Here is an 18827-nt window from a genome sequence, read left to right as displayed (position 1 = left end):
CGAGAAAGTTGTTGCGATGACGGGTATATCTATTCCGTACAACTGCTCGTTACGTTTCGAGAGGGGAAACCAGAATGGATAAGGAGCTGCTCGACTACACCGCCTCGAAGGTCGAAGAGATGCTTGCCGCACCATCTGCCTCGGCAGAGACCAAGAGCGCCGCACAGGCCTGGAAGGACGCCATTGCCAGGGGCGACAACGCCGACGCTGCCACAAACAGGCTGCTCGACGCCATCAGTGCGCACCAGACCACCATCGACAACCTGATTGGATTTGCGGGATCCGACACGGGAAAGAAGGTCTTTGGTGAGGAGGGTGCCGCCAAGATGCTCGCCCACGCAGAGAAGCGCAAGGCGGCCGGCGCCAAGTTCTGCGACTGCGCAGCCTGCAGGCCCTGCCATGAGCTGCTGCACAAGTTTGGCCGCGAGGAGGCAGACGTCTATCTGTAGCCACGTGGAGCAGCTGGCCCAACCGGGTGTCGTTGCCTCTCGGTCCAACGGCGTTCGTCGCAGGTCCAAACGGCCAACTTGTGGAGTGAGACCACCCCAGCCGTAGGCTGTGATAGAATCACCACGCATGCGGGCATCGCCAAGTGGTAAGGCAATGGCTTCCCAAGCCATCATCCGCGGGTTCGAATCCCGTTGCCCGCTCCAGAAATATGTCGGGCCCCTTCGGGGGCCCTTTTTATGGGTACTAACCCATATGAGAGCAAGCGTCCAAGTATGGACGCACGTATCAAACCCGAAAGGAACTACCATGACTGCCATCCCCATGACGGACGAAGAATGCCGCCTGGCAACCGAGGCCATCTCGGAGCAGCTTGACCGATACGCAAACCTGCTGGTAAAGAAGGGCGTTGCCCTTCATGCCGAGCAGGAGCTGGTGCTCTCGGCACCCGTTGAGCGGGCTGACTTTGCACGCAGGGTTGTCCGTGCTGCATATCGCGTTGGCGCAGGTCACGTGACGGTCATCTGGCACGACGACCAGGTGACGCGGATGACCTATGAGAACGTCCCAACCGCATGGTTCGAGACGGTTCCCTCCTGGCAGCGCGAGCAGCTCAACTCCCTGGCAGAGGCCGGGGCCGCGTTTCTCTTCCTCGAGGGCTCTGATCCGTCGTCGCTCAAGGGCATTGACCCCGCCAAGCCGGCCACCGCATCGCGCGCCCGCAACGAGCAGTGCAAGTCCTTCCGCAATGGCATGGACTTTGGGCGCAACGCCTGGTGCATTGCAGGCGTTCCCGTAAGCGCGTGGGCTCGCGAGGTATTCCCCGAGCTCTCCCCGGCCGAGGCGGTCTACCGCCTGTGGGTTGCCATCCTCGAGACGTCCCGTGCCGAGGGAGACGATCCCGAGAGCGCTTGGGAGACGCACAACGCCTCGTTTGAGCAGACCAAGCGCATGCTCAATCGCAAGCACTACTCGGCGCTGCGCTATGAGTCCTCCAACGGCACCAACCTTACGGTTGGCCTTACCGAGGGCCACATCTGGGAGGGCGGCGCCGGCCGGCTCCAAGATGGCACGGTCTTCTTTCCCAATATCCCCACCGAGGAGGTCTTTACCTCCCCCGACCGCATGCGCGTCGATGGCGTTGTGTATTCCGCGTTGCCGCTGGTACACAACGGGCAGACCGTTCGTGACTTCTGGCTGCGCTTCGAGGGCGGTGCCGTGGTGGACTACGGTGCCAAGGCGGGCAAGGATGTCCTGCAGCACATCCTCGAGACGGACGAGGATGCCGTACGCCTGGGCGAGGTGGCGCTTGTCTCTAAGAACACGCCCATCCGCCAGAGCGGGATCCTCTTCTATGACACCCTGTACGACGAGAACGCCAGCTGCCACCTTGCGCTTGGCATGGGCTTCCCCGAGTGCGTGAAGGATGGCCTCTCGATGGACAAGGACCAGCTCATGGCCGCCGGCGTCAACCAGAGCCACACGCACGTTGACTTCATGGTTGGCTCCGATGACCTCAACATCTGGGGCGTCTCCGCCGATGGTACCGAGACACCGGTGTTCATCAACGGCCAGTGGCCCTGGGAGTAGGGGCAGCCTTCGGCACGTGGTAGAATTGCGCTGCTAACGTGGCTTTGGCCACGACATGCGCTCTTAGCTCAGTTGGTAGAGCAGGGGACTTTTAATCCCAAGGTCGAGGGTTCGACCCCCTCAGGGCGCACCACTAAAAACAAAGGTCAGCGAGCATATCTCGTTGACCTTTTTATTTAGACAAGTTAAGTGCGCCAACAGGTGTGCCAAGTATGTAGCGGCCGCCTAACGCCTCGCTGCCGTATCTCCGTTTGTTTCAAGCAGAAATCTTTTCTCGATCGTGCTTGCCAGCCCACCCCATGCGGGCCTATAGTCGCGCATAGCAACGACAGCCGCGCGAGATATCGCGCGCCACTTTTTGAAGGGGTGACCAACGCATGATTTGCACTGCACGCAGCCATGGCATGGTCTCCCTTCGACGCCAGAACCGACGAATCAGCCCCGCGATGTCGCGTGCGCTGGCATAGGTTCTTGTCGTCCTACTCGTCACAGACAGTTCTAGACAAGGCACCCAGCAGTGCCCGGCACGATCGGGGGCCCTTCGTGACGTCGCGAAACAACCACGGCGCTCGTTTGTTCGCATGTCTGCAAGGGGTATCAAGGCCCAACAACAGAAAGGTGCACCAACATGGCTGAGAAGGAAAAGGTCGTCCTCGCGTATTCCGGTGGTCTGGACACGTCCGTCATCGTGAAGTGGCTGCAGGTCGAGAAGAACATGGACGTCATCGCCATCTGCGGCAACGTAGGCCAGGACGAGAAGGACCTCTCCTGGATCAAGCAGAAGGCCCTCGACATGGGCGCCATCGCCTCCGAGGCAGTCGACATGCGCGAGGAGTACGCCGAGACAATCGTCTCCAAGGCCATCTGGGCAAACGGCAAGTACGAGGGCATCTACCCGCTGCTCTCCGCGCTTTCTCGCCCCATCATCTCCAAGCACCTCGTGGACATCGCGCACGAGTACGGTGCCAAGTACATCGCTCACGGCTGCACTGGCAAGGGCAACGACCAGGTGCGCTTCGAGACCTCCATCCGTGCGCTTGACCCGTCCCTCGAGATCATCGCGCCTGTGCGCGAGTGGGATCTCACCACGCGTGACTCCGAGATGGAGTGGGCCAAGGCCCACGGCGTGCCCGTGCCCACCACCCACAAGAAGCCCTACTCCATCGACGACAACCTGTGGGGCCGCGCCATCGAGTGCGGCGTGCTCGAGGACACCTGGAACGAGCCGCCCGCGGACATCTGGACGATGACCAAGAACCCCGAGGACTGCCCCGCCGACCCCGAGACCGTGGTTATTGGCTTTGAGGGCGGCCTGCCCGTCTCGATCAACGGCGAGAAGCTATCGCTGCTCGACTGCATCATCGAGGCCAACGAGATTGCCGGTCGCAACGGCTTTGGCCGCATCGACATGATCGAGGACCGCGTCGTGGGCATCAAGAGCCGCGAGTGCTACGAGTGCCCCGCCGCTCTGCTGCTCATCCAGGCCCACCAGTCGCTCGAGACCCTGTGCCTCGACGCCGAGACCCTGAAGCAGAAGGCCAAGCTCGACGTCGAGTGGGCTTCCACGGTCTACCGCGGCCTCTGGTACTCGCAGAACCGCGAGGCCATCGACGCGTACAACGCTTACACCCAGAAGTACGTCACTGGCGAGGTGCGCATCAAGCTCTGCAAGGGTGGCCTGTTCGTCGACGGCCTGCGCTCGCCGTACAGCCTGTACGATTACAACCTGGCCACCTACGACGAGGGCGACACCTTTGACCACACGGCCTCCAAGGGCTTCATCACCATCCACGGCCTGCAGTCCAAGACCTGGTCTCGCGTCCAGGGCCCCGGCTCCAAGCTGCAGTAGATTCGCTATCGGGCAGGATAGACTCGGCCTGTCCGAGAAGCACGCGGAAAGCGCTGCCGCCGTCGGGGTTCCCGGCGGCGGCTTTTCTACCAGCTCGTTTCCGCGAGCTGTTGCGGTAAGCTAGCAGGCACACTGGCACGGTATCGAGAGGGGCACGCATGGCACTGTGGGGCGGTAGGTTCGAGAAGGGCGTCGATGCCTTCACGCAGGAGTTTGGCGCATCGCTCGAGGACGACAAGGCCATGGCGCAGGAGGACATCAAGGGCTCTCGCGCGCACGCCAAGATGCTGGCCAAGCAGGGTATCATCTCCGGCGACGATGCCGCAGCCATCGACGCTGGCCTGGAGAAGATCTCGGGGGAGATTGCGAACGGCACCTTTGCCTGGGACGTTAACGACGAGGACGTCCACATGGCCGTCGAGAAGGCCCTCACCGCAGACATCGGTACGCCTGGCGCGCGCCTTCACACGGGCCGCTCGCGCAACGACCAGGTGGCGACCGACATACGTCTCTACGCCAAGCGGCTCTGCGCGGAGCTTCTCGAGGGTAACGTCGAGCTGCGTCGCACTCTATTGAGCGTTGCCGAGAAGAACCTGGGCGTGGTGATGCCGGGGTACACGCACCTGCAGCACGCGCAGCCAGTGCTCTTCTCGCACCACATGCTGGCGTACTTCTGGATGTTCTCGCGCGACTACACACGTCTTGTCGCTGCTCGCACTGCAGCCGACGCCAACCCGCTGGGATCGGCTGCGCTTACTGGCACCACCTATCCGCTCGACCGCGACTACACTACCCGGCTCCTGGGCTTTGACCATGCGATTCCCAACTCGATGGACGCCGTCTCGGACCGCGACTACCTGCTCGACCTCGACTACGCCTGCGCCGTAAGCATGATGCACCTCTCGCGCCTGTGCGAGGAGATCGTCCTGTGGAGCAGCACGGAGTTTGGCTTCATCACGCTCTCGGACAGCTACTCCACCGGCTCGTCCATCATGCCGCAGAAGAAGAACCCAGACTTTGCCGAGCTTACGCGCGGCAAGACCGGCCGTGTCTACGGTGACCTCATGGCGCTGCTCACCACCATGAAGTCGCTCCCGCTTGCCTACAACAAGGACCTCCAGGAGTGCAAAGAGGGCCCTGCCGATGCGGCCAAGACCTTGCTCGACTGCATGGCGATTGCCTCCGGGATGCTCGAGACCATGACCGTGAACGCCAGCACCATGCTTGCGCAGGCAGGCAAGGGCTTCACCGCTGCCACGGATGTTGCCGACTACCTGGCCAAGAAGGGCATGCCCTTCCGCGAGGCGCATGAGGTTGTGGGTAAGCTGGTGCTCTACTGTGAGAAGCACGGAAAGGGTCTTGAGGACCTGACGGCAGAGGAGTTCCAGGCGGCGAGCCCCCTCTTTGGGGATGACATTGCCCAGGACCTTGATCCTGCGGGCATTGCCAATGCCCGCGTGACCTATGGCGGTACGGGTGAGGCGGCCGTGCGCGCACAGCTTGGCGAGGCCAAGGAGCGCCTGGCAGCCGACGAGGGTCGGTAGGGCTTCCTAGGCCGGGAAACAATGTGGGGCGGACACGTTGTTGCGTGCCCGCCCCGCTGCTGTGTCTGCATGAAAAGGCACTATCGAACGGGACGTTGTGATCCGCTGAAAAAGCGCGCTAGTCCCCGAAGAGCCTGTGCGTGCGCGAGCGCATCGCGGCGCTTCTCTCGCCCGTGGCCTCAGCGTTCTTGTGGTATGCGCGCCCGTCAAACATGAGAACGTCACCCTCGCGGGTTCCCGGCGGAAGCTGCGATCGCGACACATTGCGCATGTGACCCAGACCCGCCTCCACAACGGCGACGTTGCCTTCAAAACGGTCCACGATGACTCGTTCCATGCGACGCTCCTTTCTGCGCGTATCAAGCGGATGGTCCCGGCCTAGGTTGGCGGATGACACTTGGAACAAGGTTCGAGTCCCTGCGCCTTGGCCTCGGAAAGGCTTATGGGAATCTTGCTCTTCCTAAGGTACTGGCAACCCTCTCGATGGTACTTTCCTCCGGTTTTTGTTGTGTAGACGGTGGGGTCGGAGCCGTCGCCGGCAGCGGTTTGGCTGCCGGTTGCTCCGGCGGCCGCCGCACCCGTGGCAGCAGCGCCCGTGGAATCGCTGGGCTCGCTTCCGGAGTCTGTGTCCCCGGCCACAACGGTTCCGTCTTTCTCGGCGCTGGCAGAGAGGCTCGTGCCGTCGGACTCTATGGTCACGGTGCCGTTGACGCCCGTTCCGTAGACCGTTGTCCCCGAGAGCGCGTCGAGCGCCTCTTGGGTTGGGTGGCCGTAGGAGTTGCCAATGCCGTAGGAGATAACGGCATAGGTGGGACTCAGGCTTGTTGCCAGGGCCGCGTTGGTCGAGGTTCTGCTCCCGTGGTGTCCTACCTTGAGCACGTCGACGTGGGTGTTACACGCTTGCGAGATAAGGCTTGAGGAAGCGTCTCCCGTGAAGAGGAACCTGTTCTGCCCATAGGTCAAAAGCACAATGGCGGAGGCGTCGTTGAGGTCGTCGTAAGAGGCGCCACCCTGCGGCCCAAGGATCTGAATCGAGTACAAGTCACTGTCGCCAATGGACTTGCCTGCAGATGCGCCGTGGGTCTCGATGCCGCGCGATTCTATGGCATCGAGGAAGTTCTCAAAGGTCTCCGTGTTGGTGGAAGCGTCAGGCGCCCAGAGCTCGCCCACGTCTAGAGACGAGATTACCGTGGTCAGACCGCCAATGTGGTCCTCATGGGGATGGGTGGCAACCACGTAGTCTATGCGCGAGTATCCCAAATCTTTGATGTACGAGAGGACCTTCTCGCCGGCGTCCGTAGGGCCACCGTCTATGAGCAGGGTCTTGCCGTCGGGAAGCTCGATGAACTCGGAGTCGCCCTGGCCAACGTCGATAAAGTGTGCCTTGAGCGGCCCTGCAGGCTGGGGCGCGGGCTTCTTGGCTAGCGCCCCAGCCTTGAGGGAATCAACCTCGCTGGCGTCCATGTGCTGGGACATGAAAGAAGCTGCGCTCTCTATGGCGGCATCTATGTCCGCGTCACTCATGGCAGAGAGGTTGCTTGCCGTGTACGAGACGTCTGCGTTAGCGGATGCACCGTTATCAAGATTGACGGTAGCACTAGAATCGCTCTCGATGAGCGTGCCGTCTGCAGCCAGGAGGTAGCGGCTGGCGGGGGCTACGGTATACGTGCCGGCATCGATGTCCTTGGTGACATCGCCCGAGAAGGAGAGCTCGATGGTCTGGGCTTCTCCGTCTTCATTGGTTACGGTTGCCCAGGCCTTGGCTCCGGTAGCATCAAATGACTGGTCGCTGCTTGCCGTGAGCGCGAGCGTTCCCGTGCTCGGCGCTTCCTGTGAGACCTGCGTGGGTTGAACGGTGGGGCTGGTGTCCTGTGAGGTTCCACCGCCCGCAATGGCACCAACAACACAGAAGAAGACAAAGATGGCAAGGGCTACGAGGAGCCCCCTCTTGAGACGGTGCTTGCCCTTGGCGCCTGTGGCGCGCTCTGCTCGCGGCTTCCTTCTCATCTTCATTGGTCGTGTCTCCCAAATGCTGCCTGAGCTACCAAACCAGTGCTTTTGTTCAAGTATTTATAGGCTTTCTTCAGGGGTGTCGAGACGTGTTCTCTGCCAGCGCGGTAATGGGAGGGCTGGTCGGCAATTGGCTAACGCGTGTGGCTCTGGGCAATCCGGCGCCGCTTGCCGGAAAACCAAGCCGTCCAGCTGGTATTGTCGACGCTGTGCTGTAGTATGAACTATGAGAACAAATGTTCTATTTTCCGTCTGCAGAATGGGGGGACGCATGGATAGCCATTACGTCAACGGAAGGATGCGGCAGGTTTTGCCTACAACAGAACCACTTGAGGTTGAAGGGCCTGATTACCTGCCACCATCTCAGATGGGTCCTGGACCAAGTTGGATGAGCAGGCGTGCCCGCGTGATTGTGACGGTGGTGCTCGCAGTGCTGGCACTGGTCTCGGCGTTTCCCGTGGCAACGCACTTCTCGGCCCCAGAGACATACACGAGCGTCAACGAGACGCTCGACAGCCAGAAGAGCACCGCTCTTGGGCTTGTCGCAACCGCCACAACGGCATCGGTGGCGGTCTCAGCCATCCCAGATGACGTGGGCACGCCCATTGCCAACCAGCTGGCAGACCTCTCGGGCAAGCTTGCAGTGGTTCTCGCCATCATCTACCTCGAGAAGTTTCTCCTTACCACCTTTGGGCTCATTGCCTTTAGGTGGTTCGTGCCCGCCGGGATCTTCCTCCTGTGCCTGTGGATGTGGCTTCGCGGGAGGTGGAGCCCCAGCCGGGTTCTGTTTGTCTGGGGCGTCAAGCTCTTGGTTGTGGCCTTGGCACTTGTAACGCTTGTGCCGGTGAGCACGGGCATCACCCAAAACATCACCACCCAGTACCAGACGTCCCTGCTGGCAGAGAAGGCAAGCCAAGAGGCCAACCAGACGAGCGAGACCGTCTACGAGGACAACACCAACCAAGACACCGAGGAGAGCCAGAACATTCTTGAGATGCTGGGGTCTGCCATATCCAGCGGGGTCGATGCGCTGGCCTCTGGTGCGGCGGATGCTGCCAATGCCGTGGGAGAGCAGCTCAACAGTCTTGTTGACGCCGTGGCTATGAGTATCGTGACGTCCTGCCTGGTGCCCCTTGCTGTGCTCCTGCTCTACTTCTGGCTCATCAAGCTGTTTACCGGTGCAGACCTTACGGGCTACGTGTCAAAGGCGCAAGGGGTGGTGGGATCGGCCGTGCGTGGGGCGAGCTCTGCCGCGCGTGGAGCCGTCAAGCGGCACCGTGCCTCCACATCCAAGTAAGCCGCCGCGGTAGAATCAAAGCATCAAAGACCTCGCTGCGAAAGGAACGCAGATGATCGATCGCTATACCCGTCCCGAGATGGGCCACATCTTCTCGCTGGAGAACAAGTACGCCATCTGGCAAGAGATCGAGGTCCTCGCATGCGAGGCACAAGCCGAGCTCGGCAAGATTGGCATCACCAAGGAGGAGGCCGCCTGGATTCGCAACCACGCCGCCTTCGACAAGGATGAGGTCGATGCCATCGAGGCCGTCACCAACCATGATGTGATTGCCTTTCTCACGGATATGGGCCGTCACATCGACGCAGACGTCCCCGAAGGCGACCCAAAGCCTAGCCGCTGGGTCCACTTTGGCATGACCAGCTCGGACCTTGGCGACACTGCGCTGTGCTACCAGCTGGTCCAGGCAACGGACATTCTTCTTGATGACTGCAAGAAGCTCGGTGAGATTTGCAAGCGCCGTGCCTTCGAGGAGCGAGAGACCCTCTGCGTTGGCCGCACCCACGGCATTCACGCCGAGCCCATGACCTTTGGCATGAAGTTTGGCAGCTGGGCCTGGGAGCTCAAGCGCGATTACGATCGCCTCAAGGACGCCCGCGCAAACGTGGCCTTTGGTGCCATCTCTGGTGCGGTTGGCACGTATAGCTCCATCGACCCCTTTGTCGAGGAGTACGTCTGCGAGCACCTTGGCCTGGTGCATGACCCGCTCTCTACGCAGGTCATTTCTCGCGACCACCACGCCTACCTTGCCGGCGTCCTTGCCACCACGGCGGCCACCTGCGAGCGCATTGCCACAGAGATTCGCAACCTTCAGCGCACCGACACCCTCGAGGTGGAGGAGCCCTTCCGCAAGGGTCAGAAGGGCAGCTCGGCCATGCCCCACAAGCGCAACCCCATCACCGCCGAGAAGGTCTGCGGCCTCTCTCGTGTCGTGAAGGCCAATGCCCAGGTTGCCTTTGACGACGTGGCCCTGTGGCACGAGCGCGACATCTCGCACTCCTCTGCCGAGCGCGTTGCGCAGGCAGACAGCTTCATCGCGCTCGATCACATGTTCCAGTGCCTCATCCGCATCGTGGACGGTCTACTGCTCTATCCGCAGCGCATGCTCGCCAACCTCAACAAGACCCGGGGCCTCATCTACTCGAGCAAGGTCCTGCTCGCTCTTGTCGAGACCGGCATCACGCGTGAGGAGGCCTACAAGATCGTGCAGGATGACGCCATGGCTACCTGGCACGAAGTCCAGGACTGCACGCCGGGCACGTCCTTCAAGGACAAGCTTGCGGCAGACAGTCGCTGCACCCTTACCTCGCAGCAGCTGGATGCAATCTTCGACCCGCAGAGCTTCCTTGTGCGCAAGGACGTAGTCTTTGATCGCCTGGAGAAGCTGGAGTTCGAGTAGGCTGCCAGATTGGCGCCACCTGCATTACGCATGACCAACAAGAAGGGGACCCATGTTCCACTACGACTTCAGGCCACGGGGTGTCTGCTCGCAGGCCATCCACGTTGACCTTAGCGACGATGGCACCACCATCGAGGGCGTCACCTTTGAGGGCGGCTGCAACGGTAACCTCAAAGCCATTGGTAAGTTGGTCAAGGGCCAGCCCGTCGACCAGATCGCAAACATTCTTGACGGCAACACCTGCGGCCCTCGCCGCACCTCCTGTGCAGATCAGCTGAGCCACGCGCTGCGCGAGGCCCAGGCTGCGGCGCGTGTCTAGGGGCTCGACGTGCTGGGCCATCGCCACACGCAATCATCTCGCCATGCGGGCATCTCTCGGCGCTCGTTCTTCAAGACGGGCGTCGCGGCCGCATCTGCCGCTGCAACCATTGGTGTCCTCGCGGGCTGCACAAACACCGCAGAGGACACAGCAGATACGGCTGAGCCCGTCAACGTCTCAGAGGACACGGGCACGAGCATCCTCGACGCCTTTACCTCAGTAAACCTGCCCTACTCTGCGAGCAACCAGTGGACGCTGCCTCTGGGCAACGTCCTCCACCCGGCAGAGGGCGTGTGGCTTCCCGTCACTACGGCAGGGGCCTCCGCCACCCCCATGGTAATCGCCTCCGCGTTTTCCACCTCTTCTGGCGAGCTCAAGGAGGTGGTCACCAAGACCGTCACGGGCACCACAACCTCGGTCATCTACAGCGTGGCGTGCTCGGACTCGGTCTACGCTTGGGTCGAGCTGGACATGATTACCCGCGAGTGGAGCCTCTTTGCCTCTGCCTTTTCGAACGGCGCCCTCATGGGTGAGACCAAGACTCTCTGGCAGGCAGATTCAGACTGGGATCCCGCGCTTGTTGCTTGCAGCGGCACTTCGGTCATCTGGCAAGTGCAGCCCTCCTCTTCTGGCTCAAAGACTGCCGAGAGCTCCTATTGCTATCTGTGGACCGTTGGTGCCTCAGACGCCCAGGCGGTTGTTGAGTCTCCGGGACGCTTTGCCACAGCGCCCACCGTCTGCGGGGACTGGGTGGTTCTCACTCCCCATGTTCGTGCAAGCGAGGGGACCTACTACGGCGTCACTGCCTACACCATCGATGACGGTCTCAAAACCAAGGTCGACCAGCTCGTGATGCCTGCCTCGGTAAAACCCTTCCGCGCCTGCCGCATGGGCGAGAAGTTCGTGGTCTCCGTCGAGGCCAACTACAGCTCGGGTGGTCTCCTCGGCAACATGGGCACTTACATTGGCTCTAGTGATGGCAGCGACTTCCTCTACCTCTCCCGCGAGCCATTCGAATGCGCTGCTGCCGGCAAGAATGGAGTCTACTTCATAAAGAGCCGTTCATCATACATTGTGGTTAACGCCGCGGACCAAACGTACAGCGTGCTCTCGTCGGTCGACCGAAGCGTGGATTATGGCGAGTACCCGGCGCGCGTTGGCGAGTGCAACACCTTTGTGACGTTCTCGTCGGTCAAGGACGCCACTACCGGCTACCCCGCTTCCGTAATTGTGAGAACCTTCCCCCTATAGCCTGGTTGGACTTAGGGGCTAGTGGGGTACACTACTATGGAACTAGTATGGAAACGGTGGGTTTATCTAATCACCGAGTACATCTAAGCATAAAGGAGGCCGCATGGCTTCGGACGAGAAGAAGATTCTGCTGGTAGAAGACGAGAAGGCAATTCGAGACGTCGTTGCTGCCTATCTCGACCACGAGAACTATATCGTGCGTGGCGTCGGCGACGGCCAGAGCGCCGTCGAGGAGTTCGAGAAGCACTCGTTTGACCTCGTGATTCTCGACCTCATGCTTCCCAAGCTCTCTGGCGAGCGCGTGTGCCGTGCCATCCGCGAGACATCCAACGTGCCCATCATCATGCTCACCGCAAAGGGCGAAGTCGAGGATCGCGTCATTGGCCTCGAGCTTGGTGCCGACGACTATCTCATCAAGCCCTTCTCGCCGCGTGAGCTCATTGCCCGCGTGCGCGCACTGCTTCGTCGCGCCCACACCGAGACCGAGCCTCAGCTCGAGGTCCTGGACTTTGGGGACCTGGTAATCGACATCTCTGGCCACAAGGTTATGGTCGAGGGCAAGGAGGTTGACCTCACTGCCTCCGAATTCAAGCTCCTCACCACGCTTGCACGCTATCCCGGTCGCGTCTACACCCGCATGGAGCTGGTCGAGAAGGTCCTTGGCTACGACTTCGAGGGCTACGAGCGCACCATCGACTCCCACGTCAAGAACCTGCGCGCCAAGCTGGGCGATGATCCGCGCAACCCGCGTTGGCTTTACACCGTTCACGGCGTGGGCTATCGCTTCGAGGCTCCCCAGGCCGATGATAAGGCCAAGGCGGCCAAGGCTAAAGCCGAGTAGGAGGCCATCGTGGCCTCGCATGGACCAAGTAACGAGCGCGCGGCCAATGGCGGCTCTGAAGTCGCTACGGGCCGCGGCTCGTTTAACACGATAAAGCCTGATCCCAAGCACAGCTGGACCTACTCCACCAAGATGGCCATCTCGTTCGCGCTTACCGCAGTCATGACGGCGGCCATCTTCGTAATGGTTCTGGCGGTTGTCTGGGAGAGCCAGTTCAAGGCCTATACCAGGAGCAACATGCAGTCGCTTGCCCAATCGGCGGCAGATACGCTTGCCATTGGGTACGACGCGGCTGGGGCTTGGACGCCAGAGGTCATCGCCAACGCGTCGTCCATCTCGGTCTCATCGCCAGATGTGAGCCTTCAGGTGCTGGACGAGGACGGCAACGTTCTCTATGACGACTCGGTAGACGCGTCTCACCACGGGGATTCCGGTGTCAACACGGGGACGACTGCGGTACCCACAGCATCGGAGTCTGTGGTCACGGCCAGCGTGGTGGACGCAAAGGGCAAGACGGTGGGTACGGTCCGGCTGTGGGCCTTTGGCTCGGACGCGCTTCTCACGTCCTCGGACGCAAAGTTCCGGGAGAGCTCCTACAGCGCCATCGCCGCGGCTGCCGCCATTGCGGTTGTGCTCGCGGTGATCATTGGGTATTTTGTCTCGCGCTCTCTCACCAAGCCAATTCAGCGCATCACGCGCACTGCATCGCAAATCAGGAACGGTGATCTTACTGCCCGCACCGGCGTGCGCGGAACAGATGAGATTGGCCAGCTGGGCGAGACCTTCGATGACATGGCAACCTCGCTTGAGAAGGACCTCAAGCTCGAGCACCGTCTTACCAGCGACGTTGCGCATGAGCTGCGCACGCCCCTCATGGCCATCCTCGCGACCGTCGAGGCCATGCAGGACGGCGTGCTGCCGGCAGACGACGAGCACCTGGAGACCCTTGCGTCCGAGACGCGCCGCCTCTCTCGCCTTGTCGACGCCATGCTCAAGCTCTCGCGTCTCGAGAACGGCACCACCGAGCTCAAGATTGAGCGAACCGATGTGGTCTACCTGGTCAAGAGCCTGGTGAGCTCCCAGCACCAGCTCTTCCACGAGAAGGGCTTGCACCTGCGCTTTAAGGATGACACTGCTCACGGTGAGTGCCAGGCGGACGTCGATCCGGACCTCATTCGCGAAGCCGTGGTCAACCTCATGAGCAATGCCATGCGCTACACCGACGAAGACGGTTGGGTTGTTGTCTCAGTGAGTTCGGACCACTCGGACGCCATCATCTCGGTGCGCGACACGGGCATTGGCATCGCCAAGGAGGACATCCCCCAGACCTTCTCGCGCTTCTGGCGCTCTGACGTGAGCCGCGAGCGCGTCTCGGGTGGCTTGGGCGTTGGACTCTCGATTACCAAGGAGATTGTGGACCGGCACAACGGCACCATCTCGGTTGATTCCGAGCTGGGCAAGGGCACCACGTTTACCATCCGCGTGCCGCTCAACCGTGGCCGCCGCAACCTCAAGCAGGCGCTGCAGGAGAAGCAGCAGGAGAAGTAGGGGTACTGCGACACGGTTACCCTGATGTGCTCGACGTTACCGGCCGTGCGCTACACTACTCACTGCGTGCCTGACCAGCGGGCGCACTATCAACAGGAAACGAGGTCTATCGTGGCAGACATCGAGCTTCGCCCGGATTCCCATGGCAAGGTCCGCGACATCTATGACTGCGGGGACGCCCTGCTCATGGTTGCGTCGGATCGCATCAGCGCGTTTGACTACATCCTTCCGGACGAGATCCCCTACAAGGGCGAGATTCTCACGCGCATCTCGGCCTTCTGGTTCGAGCGCTTTGCCGACCTCATGCCCAACCACATGATCTCGATGGATGTGGCCGACTACCCCGCCGAGTACCACCGCTATGCAAGCTACCTGGCCGGTCGCTCTATGCTGGTCAAGAAGGCCAAGACCATCCCCATCGAGTGCATCGTGCGCGGATACCTCACCGGCTCCGGCAAGAAGACCTACGACACCAACGGCACCGTCTGCGGCATCAAGCTGCCCGATGGCCTGGTGGAGGCCTCCAAGCTTCCCGAGCCCATCTTCACCCCGTCGACCAAGGCGGCCCTGGGCGACCACGACGAGAACATCTCCTTTGAGCGCTGTGCCCAAATTGTGGGTGAGGAGACCGCGACCCAGCTGCACGATGCCTCTCTCGCCATCTACAAGGCTGCTGCCGAGTACGCTGCCACGCGCGGCATCATCATCGCCGACACCAAGTTCGAGTTTGGCTTCATCGACGACAAGCTCACGCTTATCGACGAGTGCCTCACGCCGGACTCCAGCCGCTTCTGGCCTGCCGAGGGCTACCAGCCCGGCTGCGTCCAGCCCAGCTACGACAAGCAGTACGTGCGTGACTGGCTCAAGGCAAACTGGGACATGATCGGCGAGCCGCCCCACCTGCCTCAAGACGTCATCGAGGGAACGTCCAGCCGCTACCAGGAGGCGTTCCAGATCATCACCGGCCACGAGTTCGAGCCCATGAAGGAGTCCCATGTCACTGCGTGATACCATCGACGGCGCCCGCAAGGAGGCGCAGGAGGCCGGCGGCCTGAGCGGTAACGTCAAGTCCGCCGCACCCAAGGCCGAGAAGCCCGATCGTGGCGCAAAGGCCGAGAAGTCCGGCAAGGACGAGGCCGAGAAGCGCGACCCCATGACCACCAGGAGCTATCACAGCTCCGCGGCCGGTGCCAAGCCCAGCCGCGAAGCCGCCTCGACGGTTCGCGCGGCGTCGTCATCCGGATCGACCCCTGGCATGGGTGGCGGGCTCTTTGGCGGCGGTGGGTCGCCGGAGCAGAAGGAGGCCCGCAAGGAGGAGAAGCGCCGCCAGCGCGAGGAGGAGGACTTCCGCCAGCGTGGCTATGACCTCATCCTCCGTTCTAACGAGGAGTACCGCCGCACCGACCGCACGTGGTGGATTCTCATTGGCGTGGGCTTTGGCATGACCATCGTATCGCTGATTCTGGTGTGGGCGTTCCCCGCCGACAGCACGAACTACCAGACCATCGTGGGCATAGCGTCCGTGGCGTCGCTGGTGCTTGCGTACGGCCTGATCATCGGCGCCTTTGTGTACGACTGGCGCGTGCGTCGCCCCGTTCGCAAGGCGGCCGAGCGCAAGGTTGCCAGCTACAGCGACAAGAAGCTCGCCGAGCTCTTCGAGGAGCAGCGCCGCCGCGAGAACGCCGCAGACGCCGCGCGTCTGGCCGAGAAGGAAGCAGCCAAAGAGCGCCGCGCCAACAAGAAGAAGTAGCGCGCGTACCGTGGCATATGCCGTTTTTCGATGGTAGAATGTCTTCTCGCACGCCCTCGTAGCTCAGGGGATAGAGCACAGGTTTCCTAAACCTGGTGTCGGCCGTTCGAATCGGCCCGGGGGCACCACGTATTGTCGCAGGTCAGGGCCTTTAGGGGCTCTGACCTGCTTGCTTTTGTATGGCTGGCCTTGAGCGCTAAACTCAAGTCGCGACCATCGTGCTGTTACCTCGCAACCACCGGCGAAGGGGGAACCATGTTTAGCCCGTTTCGCGACGAACAAGGTCGACCCAAAGCAATCGGCGATGTGACCTGGGAGGATCTGTCCCAGCTCTCGGAGCTCGAGGAGGGCTTTGCCCTGGAGTTCAAGCAGACCTTTGGTCCCAGCGTGCGTCGGAAGATTCCCAAGATTGTTGCCTCGTTCTCCAACTCGCGCGGTGGATGGCTGGTGATTGGCATCGCGGACGATTCTCGCGAGGTTGTGCCCGTTCCGCGGGGTACCGCAGACGTTAGCCAGGTGATTGGCGAGCTCTGCCGCCGACACGTCTCGCCGGCGCCCCACTTTGAGGTCCGTTTCCTTGCAGACCCTACGGATGATGGCCATGGCGTAATTCTCGTGCGCGTGGACGAGGGAGACTTTCCGCCATACGTTGCCGACGGCATCGTCGAGATACGCGAGGGCTCAACCTCCGGGCCGGCGGACGGAACAGCGCTGGTAGACCTCTACGACCGCGCGACAAGCCGACGCTTGGACGTGCGTCGGTTTTGTCGCCGGACGGTCTACTATCCCATGGCCGATGACGCGGCAGACCCCGTTGCCCTCTTTGACCTCTACCTCTTCAGGCTCGGCCCGGAGGCCGACGAGGCAAACTCGCGCGCGAGCATCAACGAGGGAGCCGCCGCAATGCGCGCGGCCTTCGACTGCTATGGGATTGGCTGCCGCATCCAGCACGCGCACGACAGCCTTGTGTTTAGAACTTCTCAGCGAGACGAGACGGTCGTTGCACATTCGGCAATCGAGCTCCTCCCCAACGAGTCAATGAAGCTCTCGGTGCCCGCGGTTATGGTAACGGGAGATGAGCGCGAGCAAGCCCTAAGGGCTCTTGCGGAGCGCACCCTCTTCTCGCCGCGTCCGGATGCTCGCCTGATGGACGCCACGGCCACGCTGCGTCGCGTGACGAGAATGGCATCGCTGATCGATCGCTATGTGCGGCTGCGCGGTCTCTCTTGGCGGGAGTTCGCGGTGGCGTACGAGCTTGAGCACATGGCCGGGGTCATGCTGTGGTCCGAAAACGAGACGTACCTCAGCTACGCGGTGCGGCACGGTGCCCTCTATTGCGCGACTACCGACTGCATATCGCGCATTCGCTACCTCGACGACGGCGCACACGACACGTTCCGTGCGCGTCAATTTGCGGGCAGCCACTTCTTTGAGGCGTGCGGCCTGCCGCTTGGCTCGCCCGACCCGGAGGACGTTGAGCTGGTAAACGCGCTGCTCAGCACTAGCGGGGAACGGTAGGGGAGAGGTCCAGGACGGCGCGGGCCTCGGCACCGCCCGCGCAGCTGCCTCGAGCGGTGCAGCGTCGAACGCACGTACCTTACAATTGTGGAGCAACAAACCTTGCAATTGTGGAAGTTCTTACCTTACAATTTAGGAAACATCTATCTTGCAAATGTGTGATGGTTGCTCAAGGTTGGAGGCCAGATGATTCCAAGAAACATGGCATCACGTGCTCTTCAGCTATCAAACTGGTTTCCTGTAGTCTCGGTCACCGGCCCACGCCAGAGCGGCAAGTCCACCCTTGTAAGAGAGGTCTTCTCTGATTACACGTACGTCAATCTGGAGAATCCGCAGACTCGGCAGCAAGCCCTCAGCGACCCCGTCGGCTTCATAAGAAACCGACCAAATCGCCTTGTAATAGACGAGGTGCAGCTTGCTCCGGAGTTGTTCTCGATGATTCAAGTTGCTTCTGACGAGAGCAACGAGCCCGGACAGTACGTTCTCTCTGGGTCGCAGAACTTCTTGCTCCTCAAGCAGATCACGCAGTCATTGGCAGGAAGGGTTGGTCTGCTCAAACTGCTGCCGCTATCGTTCTTGGAGGCCAGGGCGGGGGATGGCAACCTTACGTCTGATTCCTTCATGTTGAGAGGCGGGTACCCGCGGCTCTATGACGTTGACATTCCGGCGGAGACATTCTATTCGGCATATATTGAGACGTACGTAGAGCGCGATGTTCGAGATTATCTTGGCGTGAAGAACCTCTCTTCTTACAGAACGCTACTGGGGCTCTGCGCTCAATGTGCCGGGAGCCTAATCAATGTCTCGCGCCTTTCAAGTGATGCGGGCGTTTCGAGGGAGTCCATCAACTCTTGGCTTTCCATGCTCGAGTCGAGCTATATCGTATTTCGGCTAAGGCCATACCATGCAAACCTGAGAAAGCGCCTTACCAAGACTCCCAAGCTCTACTTCTATGACACTGGCTTGCTGTGCTACCTGCTGCGTATTCGAACGCTAAGCCAGCTGCTCACGAGTCCGTACTTAGGGGTAGTGTTCGAAAACTTCGTGGTTGAGGAGCGGATGAAGACACACCTCAATGCAGGCAGGGAACCTGACCTCTACTTCTATCGTGACGAAAACAAAGCCGAAGTAGACTTGGTTGACCTGACCGATCCCGATCGAGCTTTCCTGGCAGAAATCAAATCGTCGCAGACCTATCGAAGTAGCTTTACTCGGTACCTGCATGCCGTTGGCGATGAGATTGGCATACCTCGTGAGCGACGCTTTGTTGTGGAGCGCGCTGAAGGGAATTTCGAGGCAGATGGTGCGCTGGTGAGAAACATTGCGACTTGGCTCGAGATGAGCTAGGGGGGCGGGTCTGCTCGCTTTCCGGATAACTGCCTGAACGAGAAGTACGCACGGTCGAGTGCCGGCCTCAGAGACAACCGGGCGTTTGTCCCTCTCACCCCCTGCCGTGCATAGTTC

The 18827-nt window shown here is 61.1% G+C and carries 16 protein-coding genes and 3 tRNA genes; 17 read left to right on the top strand and 2 right to left on the bottom strand.

Annotation, left to right across the window (positions count from 1 at the left end):
• Positions 1-74 precede the first annotated feature (74 nt).
• From NVS32_RS02920 to argH, 6 genes are all read left to right on the top strand, one after another.
• Positions 75-449, top strand: a complete 375-nt coding sequence (locus NVS32_RS02920; protein ID WP_258498572.1) for a 3-hydroxyisobutyrate dehydrogenase — start codon at positions 75-77, stop codon at positions 447-449.
• 129 nt (positions 450-578) lie between these two features.
• Positions 579-653, top strand: a tRNA-Gly gene (locus tag NVS32_RS02915).
• A gap of 103 nt (positions 654-756) precedes the next feature.
• Complete coding sequence (locus NVS32_RS02910) at positions 757-2037, top strand: aminopeptidase (RefSeq protein WP_258498571.1); 1281 nt, start codon at positions 757-759, stop codon at positions 2035-2037.
• A gap of 57 nt (positions 2038-2094) precedes the next feature.
• Positions 2095-2170: transfer RNA gene (locus tag NVS32_RS02905), tRNA-Lys, on the top strand.
• A gap of 495 nt (positions 2171-2665) precedes the next feature.
• On the top strand, positions 2666-3886 hold the full coding sequence (locus NVS32_RS02900) for an argininosuccinate synthase (protein ID WP_258498570.1): 1221 nt from the start codon (positions 2666-2668) through the stop codon (positions 3884-3886).
• Between the two features lie 158 nt (positions 3887-4044).
• Entirely contained in the window at positions 4045-5430 is a 1386-nt protein-coding gene (gene argH / locus NVS32_RS02895) for an argininosuccinate lyase (RefSeq protein ID WP_258498569.1), read from the top strand.
• Positions 5431-5548: 118 nt separating this feature from the next.
• On the opposite strand, the gene NVS32_RS02890 is transcribed toward argH, so the two are convergent.
• Positions 5549-5767 carry a DUF3006 domain-containing protein gene (locus NVS32_RS02890; RefSeq protein WP_258498568.1) on the bottom strand — a complete coding sequence of 73 codons (219 nt, stop codon included), beginning with the start codon at positions 5765-5767 and terminating at the stop codon, positions 5549-5551.
• A 41-nt stretch (positions 5768-5808) separates the two neighbouring features.
• Positions 5809-7443, bottom strand: a complete 1635-nt coding sequence (locus NVS32_RS02885) for a ComEC/Rec2 family competence protein (RefSeq protein ID WP_258498567.1) — start codon at positions 7441-7443, stop codon at positions 5809-5811.
• Between the two features lie 385 nt (positions 7444-7828).
• Here NVS32_RS02885 and NVS32_RS02880 point away from each other — a divergent pair, with 385 nt between their 5' ends.
• The 11 genes from NVS32_RS02880 to NVS32_RS02830 all read left to right on the top strand — a co-directional run bounded on the left by NVS32_RS02880 (position 7829) and on the right by NVS32_RS02830 (position 18710).
• On the top strand, positions 7829-8737 hold the full coding sequence (locus tag NVS32_RS02880) for a hypothetical protein (protein ID WP_258498566.1): 909 nt from the start codon (positions 7829-7831) through the stop codon (positions 8735-8737).
• A gap of 52 nt (positions 8738-8789) precedes the next feature.
• The gene (gene purB, locus NVS32_RS02875) at positions 8790-10136 is read left to right on the top strand and encodes an adenylosuccinate lyase (RefSeq protein WP_258498565.1); all 1347 of its coding nucleotides are present in this window, start codon (positions 8790-8792) and stop codon (positions 10134-10136) included.
• Positions 10137-10188: 52 nt separating this feature from the next.
• Entirely contained in the window at positions 10189-10455 is a 267-nt protein-coding gene (locus NVS32_RS02870) for a TIGR03905 family TSCPD domain-containing protein (RefSeq protein WP_258498564.1), read from the top strand.
• A gap of 9 nt (positions 10456-10464) precedes the next feature.
• Entirely contained in the window at positions 10465-11706 is a 1242-nt protein-coding gene (locus NVS32_RS02865; protein ID WP_258498563.1) for a Tat pathway signal protein, read from the top strand.
• Positions 11707-11809: 103 nt separating this feature from the next.
• A complete protein-coding gene (locus tag NVS32_RS02860; RefSeq protein WP_032110099.1) occupies positions 11810-12547 on the top strand; it encodes a response regulator in 738 nt (245 codons plus the stop codon).
• A gap of 9 nt (positions 12548-12556) precedes the next feature.
• Positions 12557-14095 (top strand): HAMP domain-containing sensor histidine kinase, encoded by a 1539-nt coding sequence (locus NVS32_RS02855; protein WP_368407203.1) that lies wholly within the window; start codon positions 12557-12559, stop codon positions 14093-14095.
• Between the two features lie 111 nt (positions 14096-14206).
• Entirely contained in the window at positions 14207-15103 is an 897-nt protein-coding gene (locus tag NVS32_RS02850; protein ID WP_258498562.1) for a phosphoribosylaminoimidazolesuccinocarboxamide synthase, read from the top strand.
• Entirely contained in the window at positions 15090-15845 is a 756-nt protein-coding gene (locus NVS32_RS02845; RefSeq protein ID WP_258498561.1) for a hypothetical protein, read from the top strand. Before NVS32_RS02850 ends, NVS32_RS02845 begins: the two co-directional genes overlap by 14 nt.
• Before the next feature lie 52 nt (positions 15846-15897).
• Positions 15898-15973 (top strand) — tRNA-Arg (locus NVS32_RS02840).
• Between the two features lie 127 nt (positions 15974-16100).
• Positions 16101-17363, top strand: a complete 1263-nt coding sequence (locus tag NVS32_RS02835) for an AlbA family DNA-binding domain-containing protein (protein WP_258498560.1) — start codon at positions 16101-16103, stop codon at positions 17361-17363.
• Positions 17364-17549: 186 nt separating this feature from the next.
• Complete coding sequence (locus tag NVS32_RS02830) at positions 17550-18710, top strand: ATP-binding protein (RefSeq protein WP_258498559.1); 1161 nt, start codon at positions 17550-17552, stop codon at positions 18708-18710.
• The last annotated feature ends 117 nt before the right edge of the window (positions 18711-18827 follow it).

This window comes from Tractidigestivibacter montrealensis (assembly GCF_024741235.1).
Taxonomy (GTDB): Bacteria; Actinomycetota; Coriobacteriia; order Coriobacteriales; family Atopobiaceae; genus Tractidigestivibacter; species Tractidigestivibacter montrealensis.
This window is presented reverse-complemented; position numbering and strand designations above follow the sequence as displayed.

Coding starts and splice junctions, on each gene's coding strand:
- NVS32_RS02860 (WP_032110099.1), top strand. CDS start 11,810: ATGGCTTCGGACGAGAAGAAGATTCTGCTGGTAGAAGACGAGAAGGCA.
- NVS32_RS02910 (WP_258498571.1), top strand. CDS start 757: ATGACTGCCATCCCCATGACGGACGAAGAATGCCGCCTGGCAACCGAG.
- NVS32_RS02870 (WP_258498564.1), top strand. CDS start 10,189: ATGTTCCACTACGACTTCAGGCCACGGGGTGTCTGCTCGCAGGCCATC.
- NVS32_RS02900 (WP_258498570.1), top strand. CDS start 2,666: ATGGCTGAGAAGGAAAAGGTCGTCCTCGCGTATTCCGGTGGTCTGGAC.
- NVS32_RS02885 (WP_258498567.1), bottom strand. CDS start 7,443: ATGAAGATGAGAAGGAAGCCGCGAGCAGAGCGCGCCACAGGCGCCAAG.
- NVS32_RS02830 (WP_258498559.1), top strand. CDS start 17,550: ATGATTCCAAGAAACATGGCATCACGTGCTCTTCAGCTATCAAACTGG.
- argH (WP_258498569.1), top strand. CDS start 4,045: ATGGCACTGTGGGGCGGTAGGTTCGAGAAGGGCGTCGATGCCTTCACG.
- NVS32_RS02920 (WP_258498572.1), top strand. CDS start 75: ATGGATAAGGAGCTGCTCGACTACACCGCCTCGAAGGTCGAAGAGATG.
- purB (WP_258498565.1), top strand. CDS start 8,790: ATGATCGATCGCTATACCCGTCCCGAGATGGGCCACATCTTCTCGCTG.
- NVS32_RS02880 (WP_258498566.1), top strand. CDS start 7,829: ATGAGCAGGCGTGCCCGCGTGATTGTGACGGTGGTGCTCGCAGTGCTG.
- NVS32_RS02835 (WP_258498560.1), top strand. CDS start 16,101: ATGTTTAGCCCGTTTCGCGACGAACAAGGTCGACCCAAAGCAATCGGC.
- NVS32_RS02845 (WP_258498561.1), top strand. CDS start 15,090: ATGTCACTGCGTGATACCATCGACGGCGCCCGCAAGGAGGCGCAGGAG.
- NVS32_RS02890 (WP_258498568.1), bottom strand. CDS start 5,767: ATGGAACGAGTCATCGTGGACCGTTTTGAAGGCAACGTCGCCGTTGTG.